16 protein-coding genes and 2 pseudogenes are annotated in these 17,568 nt (G+C 46.3%); 5 read left to right on the top strand and 13 right to left on the bottom strand.

Annotated features, from left to right (window positions below):
* The first annotated feature begins 41 nt into the window (after nt 1-41).
* Together AWM75_RS08455 and AWM75_RS08450 are read left to right on the top strand one after the other, a co-directional pair.
* Nucleotides 42-980: an NAD(P)-dependent oxidoreductase gene (locus AWM75_RS08455; RefSeq protein WP_067980793.1), complete on the top strand. Its 939-nt coding sequence runs from the start codon at nt 42-44 to the stop codon at nt 978-980.
* A 134-nt stretch (nt 981-1,114) separates the two neighbouring features.
* Complete coding sequence (locus AWM75_RS08450) at nt 1,115-2,293, top strand: uroporphyrinogen decarboxylase/cobalamine-independent methonine synthase family protein (RefSeq protein WP_067980791.1); 1,179 nt, start codon at nt 1,115-1,117, stop codon at nt 2,291-2,293.
* Nucleotides 2,294-2,968: 675 nt separating this feature from the next.
* On the opposite strand, the gene trkA is transcribed toward AWM75_RS08450, so the two are convergent.
* From trkA to AWM75_RS08390, 12 genes and pseudogenes are all read right to left on the bottom strand, one after another.
* Complete coding sequence (trkA, locus tag AWM75_RS08445; RefSeq protein ID WP_067980789.1) at nt 2,969-4,321, bottom strand: Trk system potassium transporter TrkA; 1,353 nt, start codon at nt 4,319-4,321, stop codon at nt 2,969-2,971.
* An 8-nt stretch (nt 4,322-4,329) separates the two neighbouring features.
* Nucleotides 4,330-5,781, bottom strand: coding sequence for a TrkH family potassium uptake protein (locus AWM75_RS08440; RefSeq protein ID WP_067980786.1), 1,452 nt, complete (start codon nt 5,779-5,781; stop codon nt 4,330-4,332).
* Between the two features lie 245 nt (nt 5,782-6,026).
* The gene (locus tag AWM75_RS08435) at nt 6,027-7,001 is read right to left on the bottom strand and encodes an SWIM zinc finger family protein (RefSeq protein ID WP_067980784.1); all 975 of its coding nucleotides are present in this window, start codon (nt 6,999-7,001) and stop codon (nt 6,027-6,029) included.
* A 558-nt stretch (nt 7,002-7,559) separates the two neighbouring features.
* On the bottom strand, nt 7,560-8,123 hold the full coding sequence (locus AWM75_RS08430) for a DUF3267 domain-containing protein (protein WP_082702111.1): 564 nt from the start codon (nt 8,121-8,123) through the stop codon (nt 7,560-7,562).
* A gap of 38 nt (nt 8,124-8,161) precedes the next feature.
* Nucleotides 8,162-8,366 (bottom strand): annotated as a pseudogene (locus tag AWM75_RS08425) (type II toxin-antitoxin system antitoxin).
* Nucleotides 8,362-9,360, bottom strand: a complete 999-nt coding sequence (locus AWM75_RS08420; RefSeq protein WP_412459287.1) for an SPFH domain-containing protein — start codon at nt 9,358-9,360, stop codon at nt 8,362-8,364. Before AWM75_RS08420 ends, AWM75_RS08425 begins: the two are co-directional and overlap by 5 nt.
* Before the next feature lie 438 nt (nt 9,361-9,798).
* The gene (locus AWM75_RS08415) at nt 9,799-10,269 is read right to left on the bottom strand and encodes a cupin domain-containing protein (RefSeq protein ID WP_067980777.1); all 471 of its coding nucleotides are present in this window, start codon (nt 10,267-10,269) and stop codon (nt 9,799-9,801) included.
* 167 nt (nt 10,270-10,436) lie between these two features.
* Nucleotides 10,437-10,739, bottom strand: coding sequence for a hypothetical protein (locus AWM75_RS08410; protein ID WP_067980775.1), 303 nt, complete (start codon nt 10,737-10,739; stop codon nt 10,437-10,439).
* Between the two features lie 113 nt (nt 10,740-10,852).
* The gene (locus tag AWM75_RS08405) at nt 10,853-11,509 is read right to left on the bottom strand and encodes a hypothetical protein (protein ID WP_067980774.1); all 657 of its coding nucleotides are present in this window, start codon (nt 11,507-11,509) and stop codon (nt 10,853-10,855) included.
* Nucleotides 11,502-12,365: an ATP-binding cassette domain-containing protein gene (locus tag AWM75_RS08400; protein ID WP_067980772.1), complete on the bottom strand. Its 864-nt coding sequence runs from the start codon at nt 12,363-12,365 to the stop codon at nt 11,502-11,504. Before AWM75_RS08400 ends, AWM75_RS08405 begins: the two co-directional genes overlap by 8 nt.
* A complete protein-coding gene (locus AWM75_RS08395) occupies nt 12,349-12,708 on the bottom strand; it encodes a GntR family transcriptional regulator (protein WP_067980770.1) in 360 nt (119 codons plus the stop codon). Before AWM75_RS08395 ends, AWM75_RS08400 begins: the two co-directional genes overlap by 17 nt.
* A 170-nt stretch (nt 12,709-12,878) precedes the next feature.
* Nucleotides 12,879-13,199 (bottom strand): heavy metal-binding domain-containing protein, encoded by a 321-nt coding sequence (locus AWM75_RS08390; protein WP_067980768.1) that lies wholly within the window; start codon nt 13,197-13,199, stop codon nt 12,879-12,881.
* Nucleotides 13,200-13,482: 283 nt separating this feature from the next.
* Here AWM75_RS08390 and AWM75_RS08385 point away from each other — a divergent pair, with 283 nt between their 5' ends.
* Nucleotides 13,483-14,595, top strand: a complete 1,113-nt coding sequence (locus AWM75_RS08385; protein ID WP_067980766.1) for a bactofilin family protein — start codon at nt 13,483-13,485, stop codon at nt 14,593-14,595.
* Between the two features lie 64 nt (nt 14,596-14,659).
* Here AWM75_RS08385 and AWM75_RS08870 read toward each other — a convergent pair.
* Nucleotides 14,660-14,770 (bottom strand): annotated as a pseudogene (locus AWM75_RS08870) (butanediol dehydrogenase); the annotation flags it as partial.
* Nucleotides 14,771-14,873: 103 nt separating this feature from the next.
* Here AWM75_RS08870 and AWM75_RS08380 point away from each other — a divergent pair.
* Both AWM75_RS08380 and guaD read left to right on the top strand, forming a co-directional pair.
* On the top strand, nt 14,874-15,353 hold the full coding sequence (locus tag AWM75_RS08380) for a GNAT family N-acetyltransferase (protein ID WP_067980764.1): 480 nt from the start codon (nt 14,874-14,876) through the stop codon (nt 15,351-15,353).
* Nucleotides 15,354-16,043: 690 nt separating this feature from the next.
* Nucleotides 16,044-17,393 (top strand): guanine deaminase, encoded by a 1,350-nt coding sequence (gene guaD, locus AWM75_RS08375; protein ID WP_067980762.1) that lies wholly within the window; start codon nt 16,044-16,046, stop codon nt 17,391-17,393.
* Nucleotides 17,394-17,568: the final 175 nt, after the last annotated feature.

Genomic DNA, 17,568 nt, shown 5'->3' with positions numbered 1-17,568 from the left:
AGCGACTGCTGGTTGCCAGCAGCAGATTTAGGAGGTATCTTATGAAAGTATTAGTGCAAGGGTCGATTCCGGCCGACCATTTAAAGTCATTAAGTGAACATTTTACAGTGGATTTTAGTCAAGCCGACTGGTCAGACCAGGACTTGTTGGACAAGCTGGCTAATTATGAAGCAGTCTTAGTCCGGTCAGGCGCGTTTGGTCCCGACAAGATTGATGCCGGGAAAAAGTTGAAAATCATTGCCAATTTTGGGGCTGGCTATGATGCCATAGATGCTGATTATGCCCGCCAAAAAGGAATCCTGGTTACCAATACGCCCCAGGCCGTCCGGACACCAACTGCGGAGACCACCCTCTTAATCATGCTGGGGGCTATCCGTCACTACGACCACTTCCGCGGCATGATTCATGCCGGCCAGTGGCCTGACCAGACCCAGCCAGAAAACCTCACCCAGAGCTTGCTAGGCGCAAAAGTCGGCATTGTTGGCTTTGGTAGTATCGGCCAAGAGGTGGCCCGACTCCTGCAACCATTTAATGTCCAACTCTCCTACTACCAACGCCATGAAAGTCCCCAGGCAGCCGACTACCAGGCCCAGTATATGAGCTTTGATGACCTTTTGGCCCATAATGATGTGATCACGGTCCACGTACCCCTTACCGATGAAACCCACCACATGTTTGACCAAGCTGCCTTTGAAAAAATGCAACCGTCTGCCTACTTTATCAATATGGCCAGAGGTCCCGTCCATGACGAAGCAGCCCTAATAAAGGCCTTGGAAAGTGGCCAAATCGCTGGCGCCGGATTGGATGTATTTGAGGAAGAGCCTAAAATCAGCCCTGAACTCCTGACAATGGACCAGGTTTTCACCATGCCCCACCTGGGGACGGCTACCCACCCGGCCCGGCGCGCCATGGCCGAAGAGGCCAGCCAGTGTATCATTTCCTTCCTGGTTGAAGGGGAAGAAATGTACCGGGTGAACTAGGTAACCGATCAAAATTAATCGCTAGCTGACTTTCATAGTTCTATACTATGTCTACAGCCAGTTAGCCGGTATTATACTTTGTCACCCAAATTGGCTAAACTAGCCTTAATCAAAAAAGTTTGGAGTGACAAAATATGACTACACATTCAAAAAAATTCTTAACTGTTGGATCCCTACTACGCCCGAGTGACCTCTTGGACTACCGGCAAAAAATTGAGCATCGCGATGATATCGCCTACCCTTTCTATGACAGCCTACCTGGCTACCTAGAAACTGAAACCGCCGATGTCCACCAGGCCATTGACCAACAAGTGGCCCATGGCCTGTCAGAAATTTCCGATGGTGAATTATCACGGTCCTTATGGCATTTAGACTTTGCCTGGGGGCTAGAAGGCATCCGCCGTTATATCACTGACCACGGCTACCTATTCGCTGACCATGGTGAGGACCTAGACGACAAATCTTTCCAAACCCGCCAGGATATTGGCCTAGCAGTTGAAGGCAAATTGTCTGGTCATAACCACCCTTTTATCGACCATTTTAAACGGCTAAAAGCCCATGCCCCTAGTGAAGTTGGCCTTAAGTTTCCGATTGTAACACCTGGTCATATCTACTACGAAATAGTAGCTCAAGGTGCCATCGGTCCCGACAATTACTACCAAGATTTAGCTGACTTCCGCCATGACCTAGTCCAATCCTACCGCCATTACCTGGATGATTACCAGGCAGCTGGTGGCGAAATTGTCCAGCTAGATGACTGTGTGTGGAACGCCTTTGCTGGTGACTCTAATGACCACCAAGTTGACCTAGATACTTTCAGAGTAGCCAGCCTGGATGAATTAGCTAAGCAGCTGATTGCTATGAATAACGCGGTGGCTGACTATGCCCACGAGCTAGGGCTCAAGGTTTATGGCCACAACTGTCGCGGTAACTATGCCTCGCGTTATGCGGGTGGCGGTAGCTACAGTGAAGTGGCTGAATATTTCCTGAAGCAACAACGCTATGACCGCTTCTATTTAGAATGGGATGATGACCGGGCTGGATCGCTGGAAGTCTTGAAGATTTTTGCCGACCGGCCAGAAGTAGAAGTGGTAGTTGGTTGCCTATCTAGTAAACAGGCCGACCTGGATGACGCTGACCGCGCCTTAGACATGCTTGAAGAGGCCAGCCAATATATTCCTAAAGACCGCCTCTACCTCTCCCACCAATGTGGCTTTGCCTCTTGTGACGTCGGTAATGAATTAAGCCACGACCAACAATGGGCTAAAATCGACCAAGGCCATCAAATCGCCCACCAATTCTTTGGAGAGTAAAAAAGGGTGCGAGGCTGGGCGTTCAGGCATGGACCACTGGAAGGAATTAGGCCAATAGTTGCAAACTATTGAGACTAATTTCTGAAGTGGCGACATGCCTGCCAGACCGAACCCGACTAAAACAGGGTGTGAGGGCTGGCGCATAGAACTGAATACAAATGATAAAAAGCCTGGGACTCAAGTCCCAGGCTTTCGCTATTATAGGCATATTAACAGCCTAGTCAGGTTAAAGTAGCTTAACGCCACCATTTGAGCTACTTCAGCGGCGGGTTTTTGGCGTTTTAGCTTTTGATCTAAGTTCCAAATAGCTTAACGCCACCTCTTAAGCTACTTCAGCAGCGGTTTTTTAACAATTTAGATTTTGACCTAGGTCCCAAATAGCTTATCGCCACCTCTTAAGCTACTTCAGCGGCGAATTTTTGGCGTTTTAGCTTCTGAACTAAGTTCCAAGTAGCTTAACGCTACCATTTAAGCTACTTCAGCGGCGGGTTTTTAACAATTTAGCTTTTGATCTAAGTTCCAAATAGCTTAACACCACCATTTAAGCTACTTCAGCGGCGGGTTTTTAACAATTTAGCTTTTGACTTAGGTCCCAAATAGCTTTACGCCACCTCATAAGCTACTTCAGCGATGAAATCTACTCGAATTAGCTTTAGGGCTAGGTTCTTTTTTTGCTTAGGCCAAAATTTGATTAATATCATGGATATTGGCTTGCTTAGTGATTACTAGAACCCGGTCACCGGCTTGGATCTGGTCATGACCTTTTGGATAAATAATCTGACCCTCCCGTTCGATCCCTGCAATCAGCGTATCGGGAATAAGCCGCAAGTCGGCTAAAGTTTGTTCAGTAATTTTTGATTCGCGGAAAATCTTGAATTCTAAGGCTTCAACCTGACCATTAACCAATTGGTGGAAATTGGCGACTGAAGAATCTTGGGTGGCGATCAAACTGCGGACCCGGTGGATAATTCGGTCGGATACTAGAAGTTTGGGGGTCACTACTGATTCTAAGCCCAGATGGGTAATCGGTTTTAAGAGATAAGGACGGTCTACCTTAGGGATGACCTTAGTTACACCCAGGGAATGGGCAAAGAGCGAAATTAAAATGTTTTCTTCATCGGCTGGCGACAGGGTGACCACCGCATCATAAGTGGCTATCCCCTCTTCAATTAAGAGGTCCTGGTCAGTCCCGTCCCCTAAAATCACTTCAACACTTGGGTAGGTGGCGGCAATCTTGTCGGCGCGCTGACGGTCCCATTCAATCAACTTAATGGTATGGGGCCGTGACTGGAGCTCACCAATCAGGTAGTGGCTGATATTGCCCCCGCCAATAATTAAAATCCGTTTAGCGGGCCGGCTATTGGCGCGAATCTGCTTGTAAAATTGTTTCAGGTTGGGCTGGGTGCCAGTGATATAGATATTATCACCCGCCTGAATTTCAGTTTGCCCTTGAGGAATGATAACCTGGTGGTCCCGCTCGATGGCACAGACTAAAATTTCATGGTTGAGTTCCTGGGTCAGGGTCTGCAGGCTTTTACCAGTCAAGGGGCTTTCCTTAGAGACAGTGATTTCAACCAACTGGACCTGGCGGTGGAGTAAATCTTCAATGCTGTTAGCGGTTGGGAAGCGCAGAAGCTGGCGGATGAGCCGAGCTGAGTCCTGTTCTGGATTCATAATCTCAGTCAGTCCGAGCGATTGCTTGAAGAAGTCCCCTTCCTCATAATATTTGGGGTCACGCACCCGGGCATAGACATAATCCACGCCCAGGTTCTCAGCTAGAATAGAGGCAATAATATTTTTTTCATCCGAATTGGTCACGGCAATAAAAATATCAGCCTGGTCCACCTCTGCTTCCCTCAGAGCCACCATAGAGATGGCTGAACCAACAACGGCTTGGATATCATACTTGTCATATAGCATATCAACAATATCGTGGTCAGCATCCAGCAAGGTTATGTCAGCAATTTTCCAAAGGGAATCAATAATGGATTGGCCGACCTGGCCGCCCCCACATACTACTACTTTCATTTGTCACCTCAATTTTTTTCTTTCCAGACGCTCGGCATCAAGAGCATCAAGACCGGATAAATTTCTAAACGCCCGGCAATCATCACGATGGTCAAGACCACTTTCGCAAAAGGGGTAAAACTCGCAAATGAACCTGTTGGCCCCACTAGGCCCAGACCAGGACCAATGTTATTGATGGTCGCTGACACGGCAGAAAAGGCGGTTAAAAAGTCATTTTGCGAGATGGACACCAACAAGACGGCCATGGCAAAGAGGAAGATATAAACCCCTAAATAGATAAAAACATTTAAAAGATAGGATTTTTCCATGGCCTTGCCGTTTATCACAATGGCTTTGACCCGGCGCGGATTAATGGACCGCCAGATTTCTGCCTGGATGGTCTTTAGATAAACCAGGAGCCGAGATATTTTAATCCCCCCGGCCGTCGATCCGGCCATGGCCCCAGTGAACATAATCATCAAGAGGACGATATGGGAGAAGAGCGGCCACTGGCCAAAATCAGCAGTGGCATAGCCCGTCGTTGAAATAATGGTCGTTACAGTAAAGAAGGCATCGCGGAAGAGCTGCTCAATGCTGTGGTAGCCTGGACTTAGATTAAGCATGATAGCCAGGGTGGCTAAACCAACCACCATAGTAAAGAGTTGCAGCTCCTGGTCTTTAAAGAAGGCCTTAAAACGTTTCTTCAGGACAAAGTAATAGAGGTTAAAGTTAACCCCAAACAAGAACATAGCCACCGCTAAAATGTATTCCACTATGGGATTATTAAAGGCACCGACACTCTGGGCCTTGTTAGAAAAGCCCCCGGTACCAGCGGCCCCAAAGGCATGGATCATGGCATCAAAGGGTTTCAGGCCAACCAGCATCAACAGCAGGACCAAGACCAGGGTCATGACCAAGTAAATGGCATATAAAATCTGGGCACTGCGGTGGTTTTTAGAATCCACCTTGCCAAACTCTGGCCCCGGCACCTCAGCCTTCATAATATTAACCGACCCTTGACCAGTTTCCGGCAAGATGGCAAAGGCAAAGACCAAAACCCCCATCCCGCCAATAAGGTGGGAGAAGCTACGCCAAAAGAGCATGGACTGGCTCAAGGCCTCTACATCAGTCAGAATACTAGCGCCGGTCGTGGTAAAGCCAGAAGCCATTTCAAAGCTAGCATCAATGACGGAAGGAATTTCCCCGGCAAAGACAAAGGGCAGTCCACCAAAAAAGGCCAGGAAAAACCAGGCCAAGGCGGTAATCGCAAATCCTTCTTTTAGGGTATATCGGGCCTGCTTGGGCATCCAGGCCTTGAGGGTAAAGCCGATTGCTAGTAACAGGCCCATCGTTTTTAAGAAACTAGACACATTTAGCCAGGATTCCTGGTAGTAAAACGCCACAAAAAGTGGCACCAGCAGCAAGAGGGCCTCTATCAATAAGATATTGCCCAAGCTGGCAAAAACCAATCGTTTATTCATTTTCTTCCTTCGCTCCAATTATTAAGATAAGTATCGCTACTACATTATAGACCTTTTTGGCTGAATTACTAGTCTTAATTTACTGATCAGCGCTTGGCCAGGTCGCTGTGGTGTGTTTTCTTACTAGTGGGTTAAAAAAAGAAAGTCCCCTCTGGCCAGGTATTGTGCTTAACCAGGCTGGTACTTCCTTAATCATGGCAGCATAAATTTTAACTAGGCTGCTAGCTTTTCTTAATAGCCCTGTCTCATGGGTTCTGATAATAGTTTCGCTTTGTCTGGTCGTTAAATAGCGGCAGCATATCCTTTATGAAAGCCTCACGGAAGCCGAGCCCCTCTGGCTCATTAGCTAAAGCGATGAGGATCTTAAAGGCATAGTCCTGGTCAGCCTGATTAGCCTGGTTGATTACTTTTTCAAATATTTCCCGGGGCCAATACATAATCTCCATATGCTCCCCATTAGACCCATCCATATCCAGCTGGTCGGTCATTTCTACGAGGTAGCCGGCGATATCAATTAATAGCCGGTATTCACCGTGCTTAAACAAGGGGGTGACTTGGTCGGTCATAAATTCATCCAAGTCCTGGACAAAGACTTCTCCTTGGTAATAGTCAATGTAGCCATCCGCTTCATGGCTGAATTTGATGGCCTCAATTTGGGACTGGTAATAAGTTAAATCTTGTGGTATCGACCGGACATTAAAATAGCGAAGCAAGTCGCCTGCTATCCTAGCATCCTTAGCCATTAAATAATTGACAAAGTCTAATAAATCTTCAGCTGATAAAGAGGCTAGCAGGCTATTGGTATCAGGGCGGTTTTTCCCTACCTTTAGGCTGGTGTGGGGCCCATTAAGCTGGTAATCATCCGACTCCTCCCACTGCGCGCCGTATGCAAAATCTGCTTCATCCTCATCCCAGCAAACATAGTCCTCAAAGTATACGTCATCCGGGTAGCTAAAGCTGGCAGGAGCATCCCCCTTTTCATAGGTAAACATCACGGCCGCCATATGTTTACATAGTTTGCCCTCACCAGCAGAGGGGCAGTTACAATCTGCCTTGGTAATTCGCTGGCCTCTTAGGCTTAACTTCACCGTATACAAATGCGAGCCAGCTACTTGACCAGTCAGCTGGTGCTCCTCAATAAAAAAATACTTCACCTGGCCACTTAAATAGTAATAATAACCCCGGTCCAAAATAGGCGCCTCAAATTGAGATTGCCACATAGTCATCCACCTTTCAAAAACATAGCGCAACCAGTCAACACCATTATATCTAAAACAACTATATAAAGCAGCAATAAAAAAGGGTGTGACGAGCAGCGCCCTGAACTGGTGCACTGGAGTAAACTGGGACCATTATCTGAAAGATAATGTGTCTCAGTTTGCGAAGTGACAGCCAGTTCAGCTGCTCGGAGCCCAACTGAATAAGGGTGTGAGCTTTGGCGCCTAGACCAGGATCCTTGGAACCCTAGGCAATTAATAGCGCAGATAGTATTTTGACTGGGGTGAAAGGACTACTGGTCTGCCAAAGCGAACCCGACTAAACAAGGGTGTGAGGGCTGGCGCTTGGAACGGAATCCTTGGAATAAAAGACGACCAATATCGCAGATATTGTGCCGGATTTTATGAAAGGACTTCAGTTCTGCCAGACCGAACCCGACTAAAGAGTATGAGGGCTGGGCGTTCAGGCATGAACCACTGGAAGGAATCGGACCGATAGCCTTATAAACGCGAAAGCCCGGGACTGATATCCCAGGCTCTCTAAATTTATAAATAGGTGTTTTAACCAGGCAATTTATTCTTTTCCCAGATTCTAAGACCGGTCGTGGTATCTTCGTAGTACTGGTCGCCATAACGGGCTACCAACCAGGCATACCATAAGTCACCCGCACAGCCGGCCAAGTGGGCAGCAGCCAGTAGCAAATAGAGGCCTGCACCCAACCAGCCCACCTGAAAGGCAGCAACTAAAAGGCTACTCAGTAAAAGGCAGGGTGCCAGGACAATGATTAAATATTGCCACCATAGATAGCGACTACCTGGACTAGTGGCATAGGCTAGGCCACTTTTAAAGCCTAGTTTAATCTGACCCTTGTCCTTGGTAAAAAGCCAAAAATAGACCGCGTGAATCAGTTCATGAACTAGGATAATCACTAGGTAGAGGGCCAGATAAGAAATTAAAAATTTAAAGATATCTAGCGAACTGCTAATACTTAGGCTGACAGCCTGGTTGATTGGCACTGAGAAGATAACCAAGCCCAAGATAAACAAGGGAATACCTGCCAAATTTATGGCAGTAATCATTTTTTTATTATTCAGCAGGTTAATTTCTCGAATCACGAGCATCATCCCTTCTCAAATGGCTAGTAAAAAAATATATTTGCCCTTTATTCGATGTCGATATCCAAGGGCTGGTCCATGTCAGGATTGACATAGCGACCATCTTTTTTTGCGTTGGCGGACACATTCGGTCAACAAATATTCAATTTGTCCATTAATCGAGCGAAAATCATCCTCGGCCCAGGCAGCCAGCTGGTCGTAGAGTTTTTGGGAAATCCGCAGAGGGACTTGCTTCTTGGCTGCCATATTAATACAGACTTCCCGAGTTGACGATTGGCGACACTTCGCTATTGCCACACAAGACCACTAGCAAGTTGGACACCATGGCTGCCTTGCGCTCTTCGTCTAGGTCTACCACCTGTTGACTTTCCAACTTTTCTAAGGCCATTTCAACCATACCCACGGCACCGTCCACGATTATGGCCCGGGCATCAATCAAGGCTGAAGCCTGTTGCCGTTGCAGCATGGCGGCCGCAATTTCAGGGGCATAAGACAAGTGGGTAATCCGGGCTTCAATAATTTCCAAACCAGCAAATTCTACCCGGCGTTGAATTTCTTCTTTGATGCGCAGGGCCACAATCTCACTGGACCCCCGTAGTGAGCCATCATCAGGTTCCCCATCGCCGGTGGTATCAATCTCAAACAAGGGATTGACATCATAAGGGTACTGGCGAATGATATTGCGCAGGGCTGAGTCGGTTTGTAGGGACAAGTATTCCTTGTAGTTGTCAACATTAAAGACCGCTTTGGCAGTGTCTTCAACCCGCCAAATCACGGCAATCCCAATTTCCACCGGGTTACCTAGGACGTCGTTAATCTTCTGCTTACTATTATTTAAGGTCATCACCTTGAGGGAAATTTTCTTGCTAGTAGGCCAGGTTACGTTCGCAGTATTTTGCCCTTTAGCGGTCTGGTCTTCCTTTTTCTGCACATCCCCACTCTGGCTAAGATGGGTATCAGCCGCTGGGTTAACAGCCTGGGAGAAAGGATTAACAAAGTAAAAACCTTCCCCTTTTAGCGTACCGGTGTAACGACCAAACAGGGTCAAAACCAAGGATTCTTGGGGGTTCAATACCTTCAGGCCAAATAAAATTATCCAGGCCAGGCTGATATAAGCCACAGAAATCACCTTGACCCAAATTGCTAGGGGCATAAATAGGCTAACCACCGCAACAACTAGTAAGACCAGATAGCCCAACAAGACGGCTAGGCCATTTTTCTTACCAGTAATCACTTTTTCTGCCACTATTGGTCCATCATTTCTTTCAGCAACCATCAGATCGCTCCTCTTATTTTGATATCATAATCATATCACTTTGATTAAACATTAGCAATTAGTCCGCTAAGAAATCTGAAAAAAGCCCTGGGCCTTAGCCCCGGGCTCTAGCTGGTGGTCTGGCTAGCTCTAAAGATTCGCTTCAAAACGCTTTTTCTCTCACCCTTTAGTCGGGTTCGGCTGGGCAGGCATGTCGCCACTTCAGAAATTAGGCTCACTAGCTGGTAGCTATTGGCTTAATTTCTTCCAGTGGTCTATGCCTGAACGCCCAACCTCTCACCCTTCATTAGTCGGGTTCGCTTTGGCAGAACTGAAATCCTTTCATAAAATCCGACACAATATCTGCGATATTGGTCGTTTTTTTATGCCAAGGATTCAGTTCAAAGCGCCAAAGCTCACACCCTTCTTTTAACGGGTTAAGCGTGTGATGATTGCTTCATGGTCTGGATACTGGTCCAGTAGGTCTTGGCGGTCAAACAGTTCAAAGTCGTCATACTCGAATCCTGGTGCACACATGCAAGAAACCAGGGCATAGTCTGCTTCAACTGTTGAGCCGAAGATCACACCTTTAGGGACGACATAGGACAAGACCTGGCCCTTTTCTGGCTCTGGGCCCACCTCAACGGCCTGGTAGCTGCCATCAGGATGAATCATGTGGACTGTTAAGGGGTTGCCAGCATGATAGTACCAAATTTCATCACAGGTCAAGCGGTGGAAATGGGAGGGATTATCTGCTTCTAAGAGGAAATGAATGCTGGTATAAAGGGCGCGTTCCCCATCTCTGACCCTTTCCTCACTCTTATTCATCTGCCGGTAATAACCACCCTCAACATGGGGTTCTAAATTAAGGGCCTTAGCCCACTCTTCACTTGTTCTCATGGTCTGCCTCCTTGTGACACTTATCTGCTACAAACATTTTCAATAACTTGGCCGCTCACGATACGCCATTGCCTGCCTGTAGCTTGCTTTTATTATACTGGATTAATAAGCCTGGTAGTCACTTTTTAAAAAATAGTCATAATTTTTTAGCGACTAGTCACCTGCAATCAGGGCATTTTGTAGTGGCTGAGCCGCTGGCTATTGGTTAACCCCCTAATCAGGTAATAAGTTGGATTGCCCTTGTATTCGCTGAGGGAACCTAATTGGGCCTGGCAAAAGGGACAGATTAAGGCCCCTTGGTCAGGGTCCAGCTTAAATTCTGATTCGATAATTCGAGGAAATTGTAACTTAATTAAATTGCCCCGCCCACCCTTTTGATAGACTAATATATCTGCCTCACATAAATTACAGGCCACCATGAGCGGATGGGTATTTTTCACCTTTCTCATGTAAGGGTTAAGGTATTTCATGATTAACTCCTATCTATTTAAGTCAGCTTGACAGCGGTTCCCGACCAGGTCACCAGCTCCATACCATAATCAGCTAAAAATGAGCTTTTCTCTGTACCATGATAGCAGCAAATTTAGTCCTTGCCCTGGATGCTGGTCGTGCGAATCTGCCAATTAAGGATGGCAACCAGGATTGCGCCAATAATTGCCATCATCAGGATATTGTGATTGGTAACAAAATGCATAAAATTTGCCAAGGCATTGGCCGAATGCAGGGACATATTCTGCAGGAAACCAAGTACGAAGCCAAAAATAAATAAAACAGGTGCCACAGCTAGCATGACAACTAAATAAGAAGTTCGGTAAACCAAGTGCACCAGCACCTGAGCGCCGAAAAGTATCACCAGGTAGCCAAAGAAAGTCAGCCAAAAATTATTGGTTAGGTCGTGGCTATCCAATAAGGTTAAGCCCAAAACCATTAAGCTAGTAAAAGCGGAGATGAGGATGAAATAGTTTTGTCGCCGAATGCTTAAGCGAATGGTGGTATCAAACAAATATTCAGCAACTTGAATCGGGGTGACAATCAGAAATAATTTAGCAACCAAGGGCAAGATTTCTTGGACGATGAAGGTGCCCCATTCCTCATCAAGTGATATATTTACAGAGCCATTCATAGCCATAGCGATGAGGGCTAGTAATAATATACCACCCATGGCTGCCAGTAAAATAAAGACTAAAGCGATTAATGTTTTTTTAACAGCGAACCAAAAAGGGGTCATGAGTTTAGTCATCGTGTTTACCTCCTACTAGGTAATTAAACAGGGTCTGCAAGTCCATGTAGTCAATTTTTCCTCCAGACGCTTCAATCTCTAGTCGGCTAACTTGGTCCAAATCAGTAAAGAGATACTGGCTGGTTTGACTACCCAAATGGGCGCGTCCAACGATGCCCGGCAGGTCTGGGCCATAATTAGAGACAACCAGGGCTTGGCTGAGGACTTTTTCCACTGGCGCACCTACTACGATTTTCCCTTGATCCATAATAATGACATCCGTCAAATAATTTTGCACCTCACTAATTAAGTGAGTCGATAGGATAAAAGTGCGCGGATGTTGGCTGTATTCTGCCATCAAGAGGTCGAAAAAAGTTTTACGGTTGACCGAATCCAAGCCATTAGTTGGCTCATCCAAAATAACAATCGGCAGCCGACTAGCTAGGGCCAGGCAGTTTTGGAAGAGGGTCCGGTTACCAGTGGACAATTTCTTATATTTATCTTTTGGCTTGAGGTCAAAGGCAGCGATATAAGTCAGGGCCGCTTCTTTAGAAAAATAAGGCAAGGTCCGGTCGTAAAGTGCGATCGTATCCTTTAATTTGCCATTTAACAAGGCATTCGTTTTGGGGTAAGACAGGCCAAACATGAGAATTTGGTTGAGAGCCTGGTCTGACTTGGTCACATCCTGGCCATCAATACAAACTTGACCTTGATAGCGGGTCAAATGATTGGAAATAATTTCCATAAGCGTGGTCTTGCCAACCCCATTGCGCCCTAGCAAGCCATATATCCCTTCAGGATTGGTGAACTTGACCGAGATATGGTCGAGAACGGTTTTACTACGGTATTTTTTACTGACATCAATGATTTCCAGCATGGTAGGCCTCCTTAATAATTGCTAATAGTTCTTCAAGGCTAAGGTTTAGATGCTGACTGTCGCGAATAAATTGGGGGACAGTCTTTTCTTTAAAGATCTGGCGGCGGTCAGCTTGAACCAGGTCGTAGGCTGCATCAGTGACAAACATACCTAGGCCACGTTTCTTGTAGAGGACGCCCTTGTCGACCAGGGCATTGAGCCCCTTACCAGCTGTGGCTGGGTTAACTGACATCGTCTTAGCAAATTCGTTAGTTGAAGGCACCTTGTCATGGGCCTTGAGGGCACCCTTCATGATTTCGTCTTCAACAAATTGTGAAATCTGGATAAAAATCGGTATTTCCATGGTCCCCCTCCTTTCTATATCAACTTGACTGGTCATTCAGTTCATTAGTTGGCTAACTAACCTATGAACCTAGTTTAGCATGCAAGTATATGACTGTCAATCAGCTAAATAAAAAAAACCGACTAGCCTAGTATGCTAGTCAGCTTATGCAAATATTTAATGGTTATTATTTAAGTTAGCTTGACGGCTGTCCCCGAGCAGGTCACCATCAGCATGCCGTTATCCGCGCCCAGGACTTCATAATCCATCTTAACGCCAATCACCGCATCTGCGTCCATAGCCTCTGCCCGGCCAGACATTTCCGCCAAGGCCGATGCTCTAGCCCGGCTGAGTTCATCCTCATAACCCTGAGACCGGCCGCCAAAGATATTTCTAAAGCCAGCCCCGATATCCTTAAAGGCATTGATACCGGTAATCACCTCACCAAAGACAATGCCTTCATAACTAGACACTTGGCGGTCATCGACCTGGTTAGTTGTTGTTACAATCATGATCTTCACTCCTTATCGGCTTTTGAATTCGTTTTCTTTTACTATAAGTTTATTATAAGCTAACTGACTCAAATAGTTAACTAGCTGACTTAAACTAGGACAAATATCAGTCGACTAGGGGCTAGCTTTAGCTAACAATCACTGGCCTAGCTAGCAATTTTATCCTAGTTTCTGCTAAGAAATACTTTATAAATTCATTCATTAATCCTTTATTATTCTCATGAATGAGAATATAATTAAGCTGACTAGGGGAGGCGAAAATTGCCATAAGGAGGTAATGGAGATGAAGAAGTTATGTTGGGGTCTAGTTGCTATGTCACTTAGTTTACTACTTTACTTGTCTTACTTTACACCAGTCACTTTGGCCCAGGGCATGCAGGTCCTGTCTGACCAGCACCTAGTGGTCAGTCAAGATATTGACGGGAGCTTGCTGGCATCCGGTGGCACTGTCCAAATTGATGGCGATGTCAATGGCGCCCTCTTTGCCAGTGGTGAGACGGTCATCGTTAATGGCAAGGTGTCAGGACCTGTTTTTATTGCTGGTAACCAGGTCACCTTTAATGGACAAACCGACCAAGATGTCTTTATGACGGGTAATCGTCTGACACTAGCTAATGAGGCTCGGGCCAAGCGGGACCTGTTTGCGGCTGCTAATAGCCTGACCCTCCAGGCAGATTTGGGGCGGGACCTCTTCTTTGGCGGTGCTAGCCTGACTGCTAACCACAATATTGGCCGCGATGCCTATCTCGGTGTTGAGACCATTAGCTTAAATGATGGCGCCCAAATTAAGGGCAATCTCAACTACCACACGACTAAAGAAAATCAAGTACCAGCTGATCGCGTGGCTGGCGCCATCAACTGGCAGCCAGTTAAGCAGAGAGAACCAGAACCCGCTAGCCGGCAAATGATGCGTTACTTGCTTAAGTTGATCGGGGCCATCCTGGTAGCCTGGCTGCTCTGGTGGCTGGCTCAACGCCTGTTCAAGCAAAATTGGCTGCCCCTCCACAACGGTCAGGAAAAAATTTGGTCAACCATATTAATAGGCTTAGCGGCCTGCTTAGTCGTACCAATTCTAGCGGTTATCTTATTCATCAGTCCGGTAGGTCGGTCACTGGGCGCCCTAGCCCTCATGCTCTACCTGGCCTTGATGGTTTTAGCCGTCTTTATCACCGCCTCAGCCCTCTGGAAAATAGGTCTAGCTAATCGCTTTATCCAGAGTAAATACGCTGGTGTTCTGACCTTCTTAGCCACCTATGCCCTCCTATATCTGCTAACCGACCTGCCCTATATCGGCTGGCTGGTTAGCCTAATCTGCATGAGCTATGCCTTGGGTTACGTTGTCCAAAAGTTTATCTATCATGTTAAACAACCGAATCGTGCTATTGCCTATAAATAAAAATTGCCGCCAAGTCCTGAAATTTAGAGACTTGGTGGTTTTTATGTCTAGTAACGAGTTAATACTATTGGTCGCCACTTAGTTTAACTAAGATTTTAGCTTGCGACTTGTCATTCATCAATTGTTCAAAGCCATCAGTGACAATATTTTCAAGCTCGATGTGATCAGTGATTATCTGATACTAATGAAATTATGATAATCATATAGCCCTGGCGCGGCTAAATAGGCTAAAATAGCCCTAAGCTTATTAATTTAATATTGAAAGAGGAATTTAACAAATGAAAATCACCAACTACCAAGCCCAAGACATCGACCAGTTAACTGCCATTTGGAACACCATTTTAAGTGATGGCATGGCCTTCCCCGGTGAAGACTTATACGATAGCCAAAGCTTTGCTGACTACCTAGCTGACCAGGATGTCGTCAATGTTATGCGAGACGGCCAGGAGATTGTGGGCTACTACCTAATTCATCCCAACAATATCGGCCGTTGCAGTCACGTGGCCAATGCCAGCTACTGTATGAACCCCGCCTTCCGTGGCCAAGGGCACTTTCGCCAATTGGTGGCCCACTCGCTGGCGACTGCCCGCAACCTAGGCTACCGGGGCATGCAGTACAATGCCGTGGTCTCCAACAACTACGCTGCCCTGCGCACCTATACCCAGCTAGGCTTTACCATTGTTGGGACCATTCCCGGCGGCTTCCGGATTAAAGACGGGACCTATGTAGATATGTATATCTTGTATTTGGACCTTTAGATTTTAAGCTGGATAAATGACTTTCCCTTAGACTAATTGATGCCATTTGGAAATCGTCAACAAGCGCGATAGCCAGGTGGCATTTTTATTTTTGATTAGATGTCCACTTCATCTGATCATTATGGAACAAGGCGTATTCCTTGCTTTCAAGCCATATATCCTGGAAAATAAGTTTGTAAACGTTTGCTACAAGCAAGTTCAAAGATGGCGCTCTGAACTGAATCGTTGGAGCTAGGCAGACCAATATCTGAAAGATATTGCGTCAGCCTAGTGAAACGACTTCAGTTCTGCCAGACCGAACCCGACTAAACAGGGTGTGAGACTTGGCGCTTAGGAATGAATCATTGGAGTAAAAAACGACCAATAGTGATAGCCAGTTCAAGTGGTCGAAACCCGACTAAGCAACTAATATACATCTAATAGCGAGCACTTGGGACTTATGCCCCAGGTGCTTGTTTTTGCTTGTAATAGGTTCGTCGAGCAAAAACCGAATTATAAAATCGTTTTAAAATTAAAAACAGAGCAAATTTTATTACTAACCTTCTTTTTTTCTTATTCCAAATGAAATAGTTCGGATTTTTACGAAATAAGTGATAATTTAATCTTGCCAAATTAGATATAGAGGCTTAAACTAGACCTATCTTAATTATTTTTTTAAAGCTAGCCTAGCTAGTTTAGAAAGGGGTATTTATGCCAATTCAAGCCATTAAAGGATCTTACTTCTCCTGCCCATCCTACGGTCAAGTCGACTATCACGAAGACGCCCTAATTGAATTAGATGACCAGGGTGTGATTCAAGCCATCGTCAATCAAGATGACCCTGCCTACCCTGACCGGGTTGATCATTACCGGAGCCAGCAAAATCTAGTTGAGCTAACCGCTGACCAGTACCTCCTGCCTGGTTTTATTGACACCCATATCCATGCGCCTCAGTGGCCCCAAGCTGGGATTGCCCTGGATCGGCCCCTCACTGAATGGCTGGACCAGCATACCTTCCCTTTAGAAGCCAAGTATGCTGACCTGGATTTTGCCAAGCGGGTTTATAATGACCTGGTTGACCAGCTCCTAGCCCACGGTACCACCACCGCCCTATACTTTGCCACCATCCACAAGGAAGCTTCACTAGCCTTGGCTAAAATCTGTGCTGAAAAAGGTCAGCGCGGCTTAGTCGGTAAGGTGGTTATGGATGACCCTGCTGGCAACCCCGACTACTACCGGGATGCCTCAACTGACCAGGCCCTGGCTGACACAGAAGACTTTATCCTAGCTGTGCGTGACCTAGCCAAGGATGTGCCTCAAGGTGTCTACCCCGTCGTCACCCCACGCTTTGCCCCATCTTGTACGGACGAAGCTTTAGCTGGATTAGGTGAACTGGCTGCCAAGTACAACTGCCATGTCCAAAGCCACTGTAGTGAAGGTCAATGGGAACATGACTTTACCAAGGAACGTTTTGGTAAGACAGATACTGAGGCCCTGGCTGACTTTGGCCTCTTTGGTCCTAAATCAGTGATGGCCCACTCAAACTTTATCAATGATGATGATGCCAAAATCTTCTGTGACCACCAAACTGCTGTCGCCCACTGCCCGATTTCTAATGTCTACTTTGCCAATTCGGTGATTCCAATTCGCCACCTTAAAGATTTGGGTGTGCAAATCGGCCTGGGATCAGATATTTCTGGTGGCTTCTCACCGAGTCTCTATGACAACATCAAACAGGCCGTCATGTCTTCACGTCAACTTGAAGAAGGGGTTGACACCCGCCTCGACCAGGATGACCGTGGCGTCGCTAATTCCCGCATCGGCCTTAATGAAGCCTTTTATCTAGCCACTGCAGGTGGTGGTGAAGCCCTGGACCTACCTATTGGCCAAATCGCCCCTGGTTTTGCCGGTGACCTGCAGGTGGTATCAACTAGTAAACTGCCTAACTTCGATATCTTCTCTGAACCAGAACATATCCTGCAACGGATTCTCTATCTATCTAACAAAGAAGATATTAAGGCCGTTTACTGCCAAGGTCGCTTGGTTCATGCTAAGGGTTAATTATATATAAATCCGGTCAAATAGTCGTAGTATTGCCGTAAAATGCTACATAATTGTCAAAAGCTAGTTTAGCTCCGCCGATAAGTTTAATTATCTGAAGCGGAAAGCGTAAACTAGCTTTTTTGTGTTACCAATAAAGGTTTTTAACTGCTAAACATGCAAGTATGGCTCAGAA

It is taken from the genome of Aerococcus urinaehominis, assembly GCF_001543245.1.
Classification (GTDB): Bacteria; Bacillota; Bacilli; order Lactobacillales; family Aerococcaceae; genus Aerococcus; species Aerococcus urinaehominis.
This window is presented reverse-complemented; position numbering and strand designations above follow the sequence as displayed.

What these genes read in the sequence shown, in the direction of transcription:
- AWM75_RS08385 (WP_067980766.1), top strand. Translation starts at nt 13,483, where the DNA reads ATGAAGAAGTTATGTTGGGGTCTAGTTGCTATGTCACTTAGTTTACTA.
- AWM75_RS08440 (WP_067980786.1), bottom strand. Translation starts at nt 5,781, where the DNA reads ATGAATAAACGATTGGTTTTTGCCAGCTTGGGCAATATCTTATTGATA.
- AWM75_RS08450 (WP_067980791.1), top strand. Translation starts at nt 1,115, where the DNA reads ATGACTACACATTCAAAAAAATTCTTAACTGTTGGATCCCTACTACGC.
- AWM75_RS08390 (WP_067980768.1), bottom strand. Translation starts at nt 13,199, where the DNA reads ATGATTGTAACAACAACTAACCAGGTCGATGACCGCCAAGTGTCTAGT.
- AWM75_RS08415 (WP_067980777.1), bottom strand. Translation starts at nt 10,269, where the DNA reads ATGAGAACAAGTGAAGAGTGGGCTAAGGCCCTTAATTTAGAACCCCAT.
- trkA (WP_067980789.1), bottom strand. Translation starts at nt 4,321, where the DNA reads ATGAAAGTAGTAGTATGTGGGGGCGGCCAGGTCGGCCAATCCATTATT.
- AWM75_RS08400 (WP_067980772.1), bottom strand. Translation starts at nt 12,365, where the DNA reads ATGCTGGAAATCATTGATGTCAGTAAAAAATACCGTAGTAAAACCGTT.
- AWM75_RS08395 (WP_067980770.1), bottom strand. Translation starts at nt 12,708, where the DNA reads ATGGAAATACCGATTTTTATCCAGATTTCACAATTTGTTGAAGACGAA.
- AWM75_RS08380 (WP_067980764.1), top strand. Translation starts at nt 14,874, where the DNA reads ATGAAAATCACCAACTACCAAGCCCAAGACATCGACCAGTTAACTGCC.
- AWM75_RS08405 (WP_067980774.1), bottom strand. Translation starts at nt 11,509, where the DNA reads ATGACTAAACTCATGACCCCTTTTTGGTTCGCTGTTAAAAAAACATTA.
- AWM75_RS08435 (WP_067980784.1), bottom strand. Translation starts at nt 7,001, where the DNA reads ATGTGGCAATCTCAATTTGAGGCGCCTATTTTGGACCGGGGTTATTAT.
- AWM75_RS08455 (WP_067980793.1), top strand. Translation starts at nt 42, where the DNA reads ATGAAAGTATTAGTGCAAGGGTCGATTCCGGCCGACCATTTAAAGTCA.
- AWM75_RS08430 (WP_082702111.1), bottom strand. Translation starts at nt 8,123, where the DNA reads ATGATGCTCGTGATTCGAGAAATTAACCTGCTGAATAATAAAAAAATG.
- guaD (WP_067980762.1), top strand. Translation starts at nt 16,044, where the DNA reads ATGCCAATTCAAGCCATTAAAGGATCTTACTTCTCCTGCCCATCCTAC.
- AWM75_RS08410 (WP_067980775.1), bottom strand. Translation starts at nt 10,739, where the DNA reads ATGAAATACCTTAACCCTTACATGAGAAAGGTGAAAAATACCCATCCG.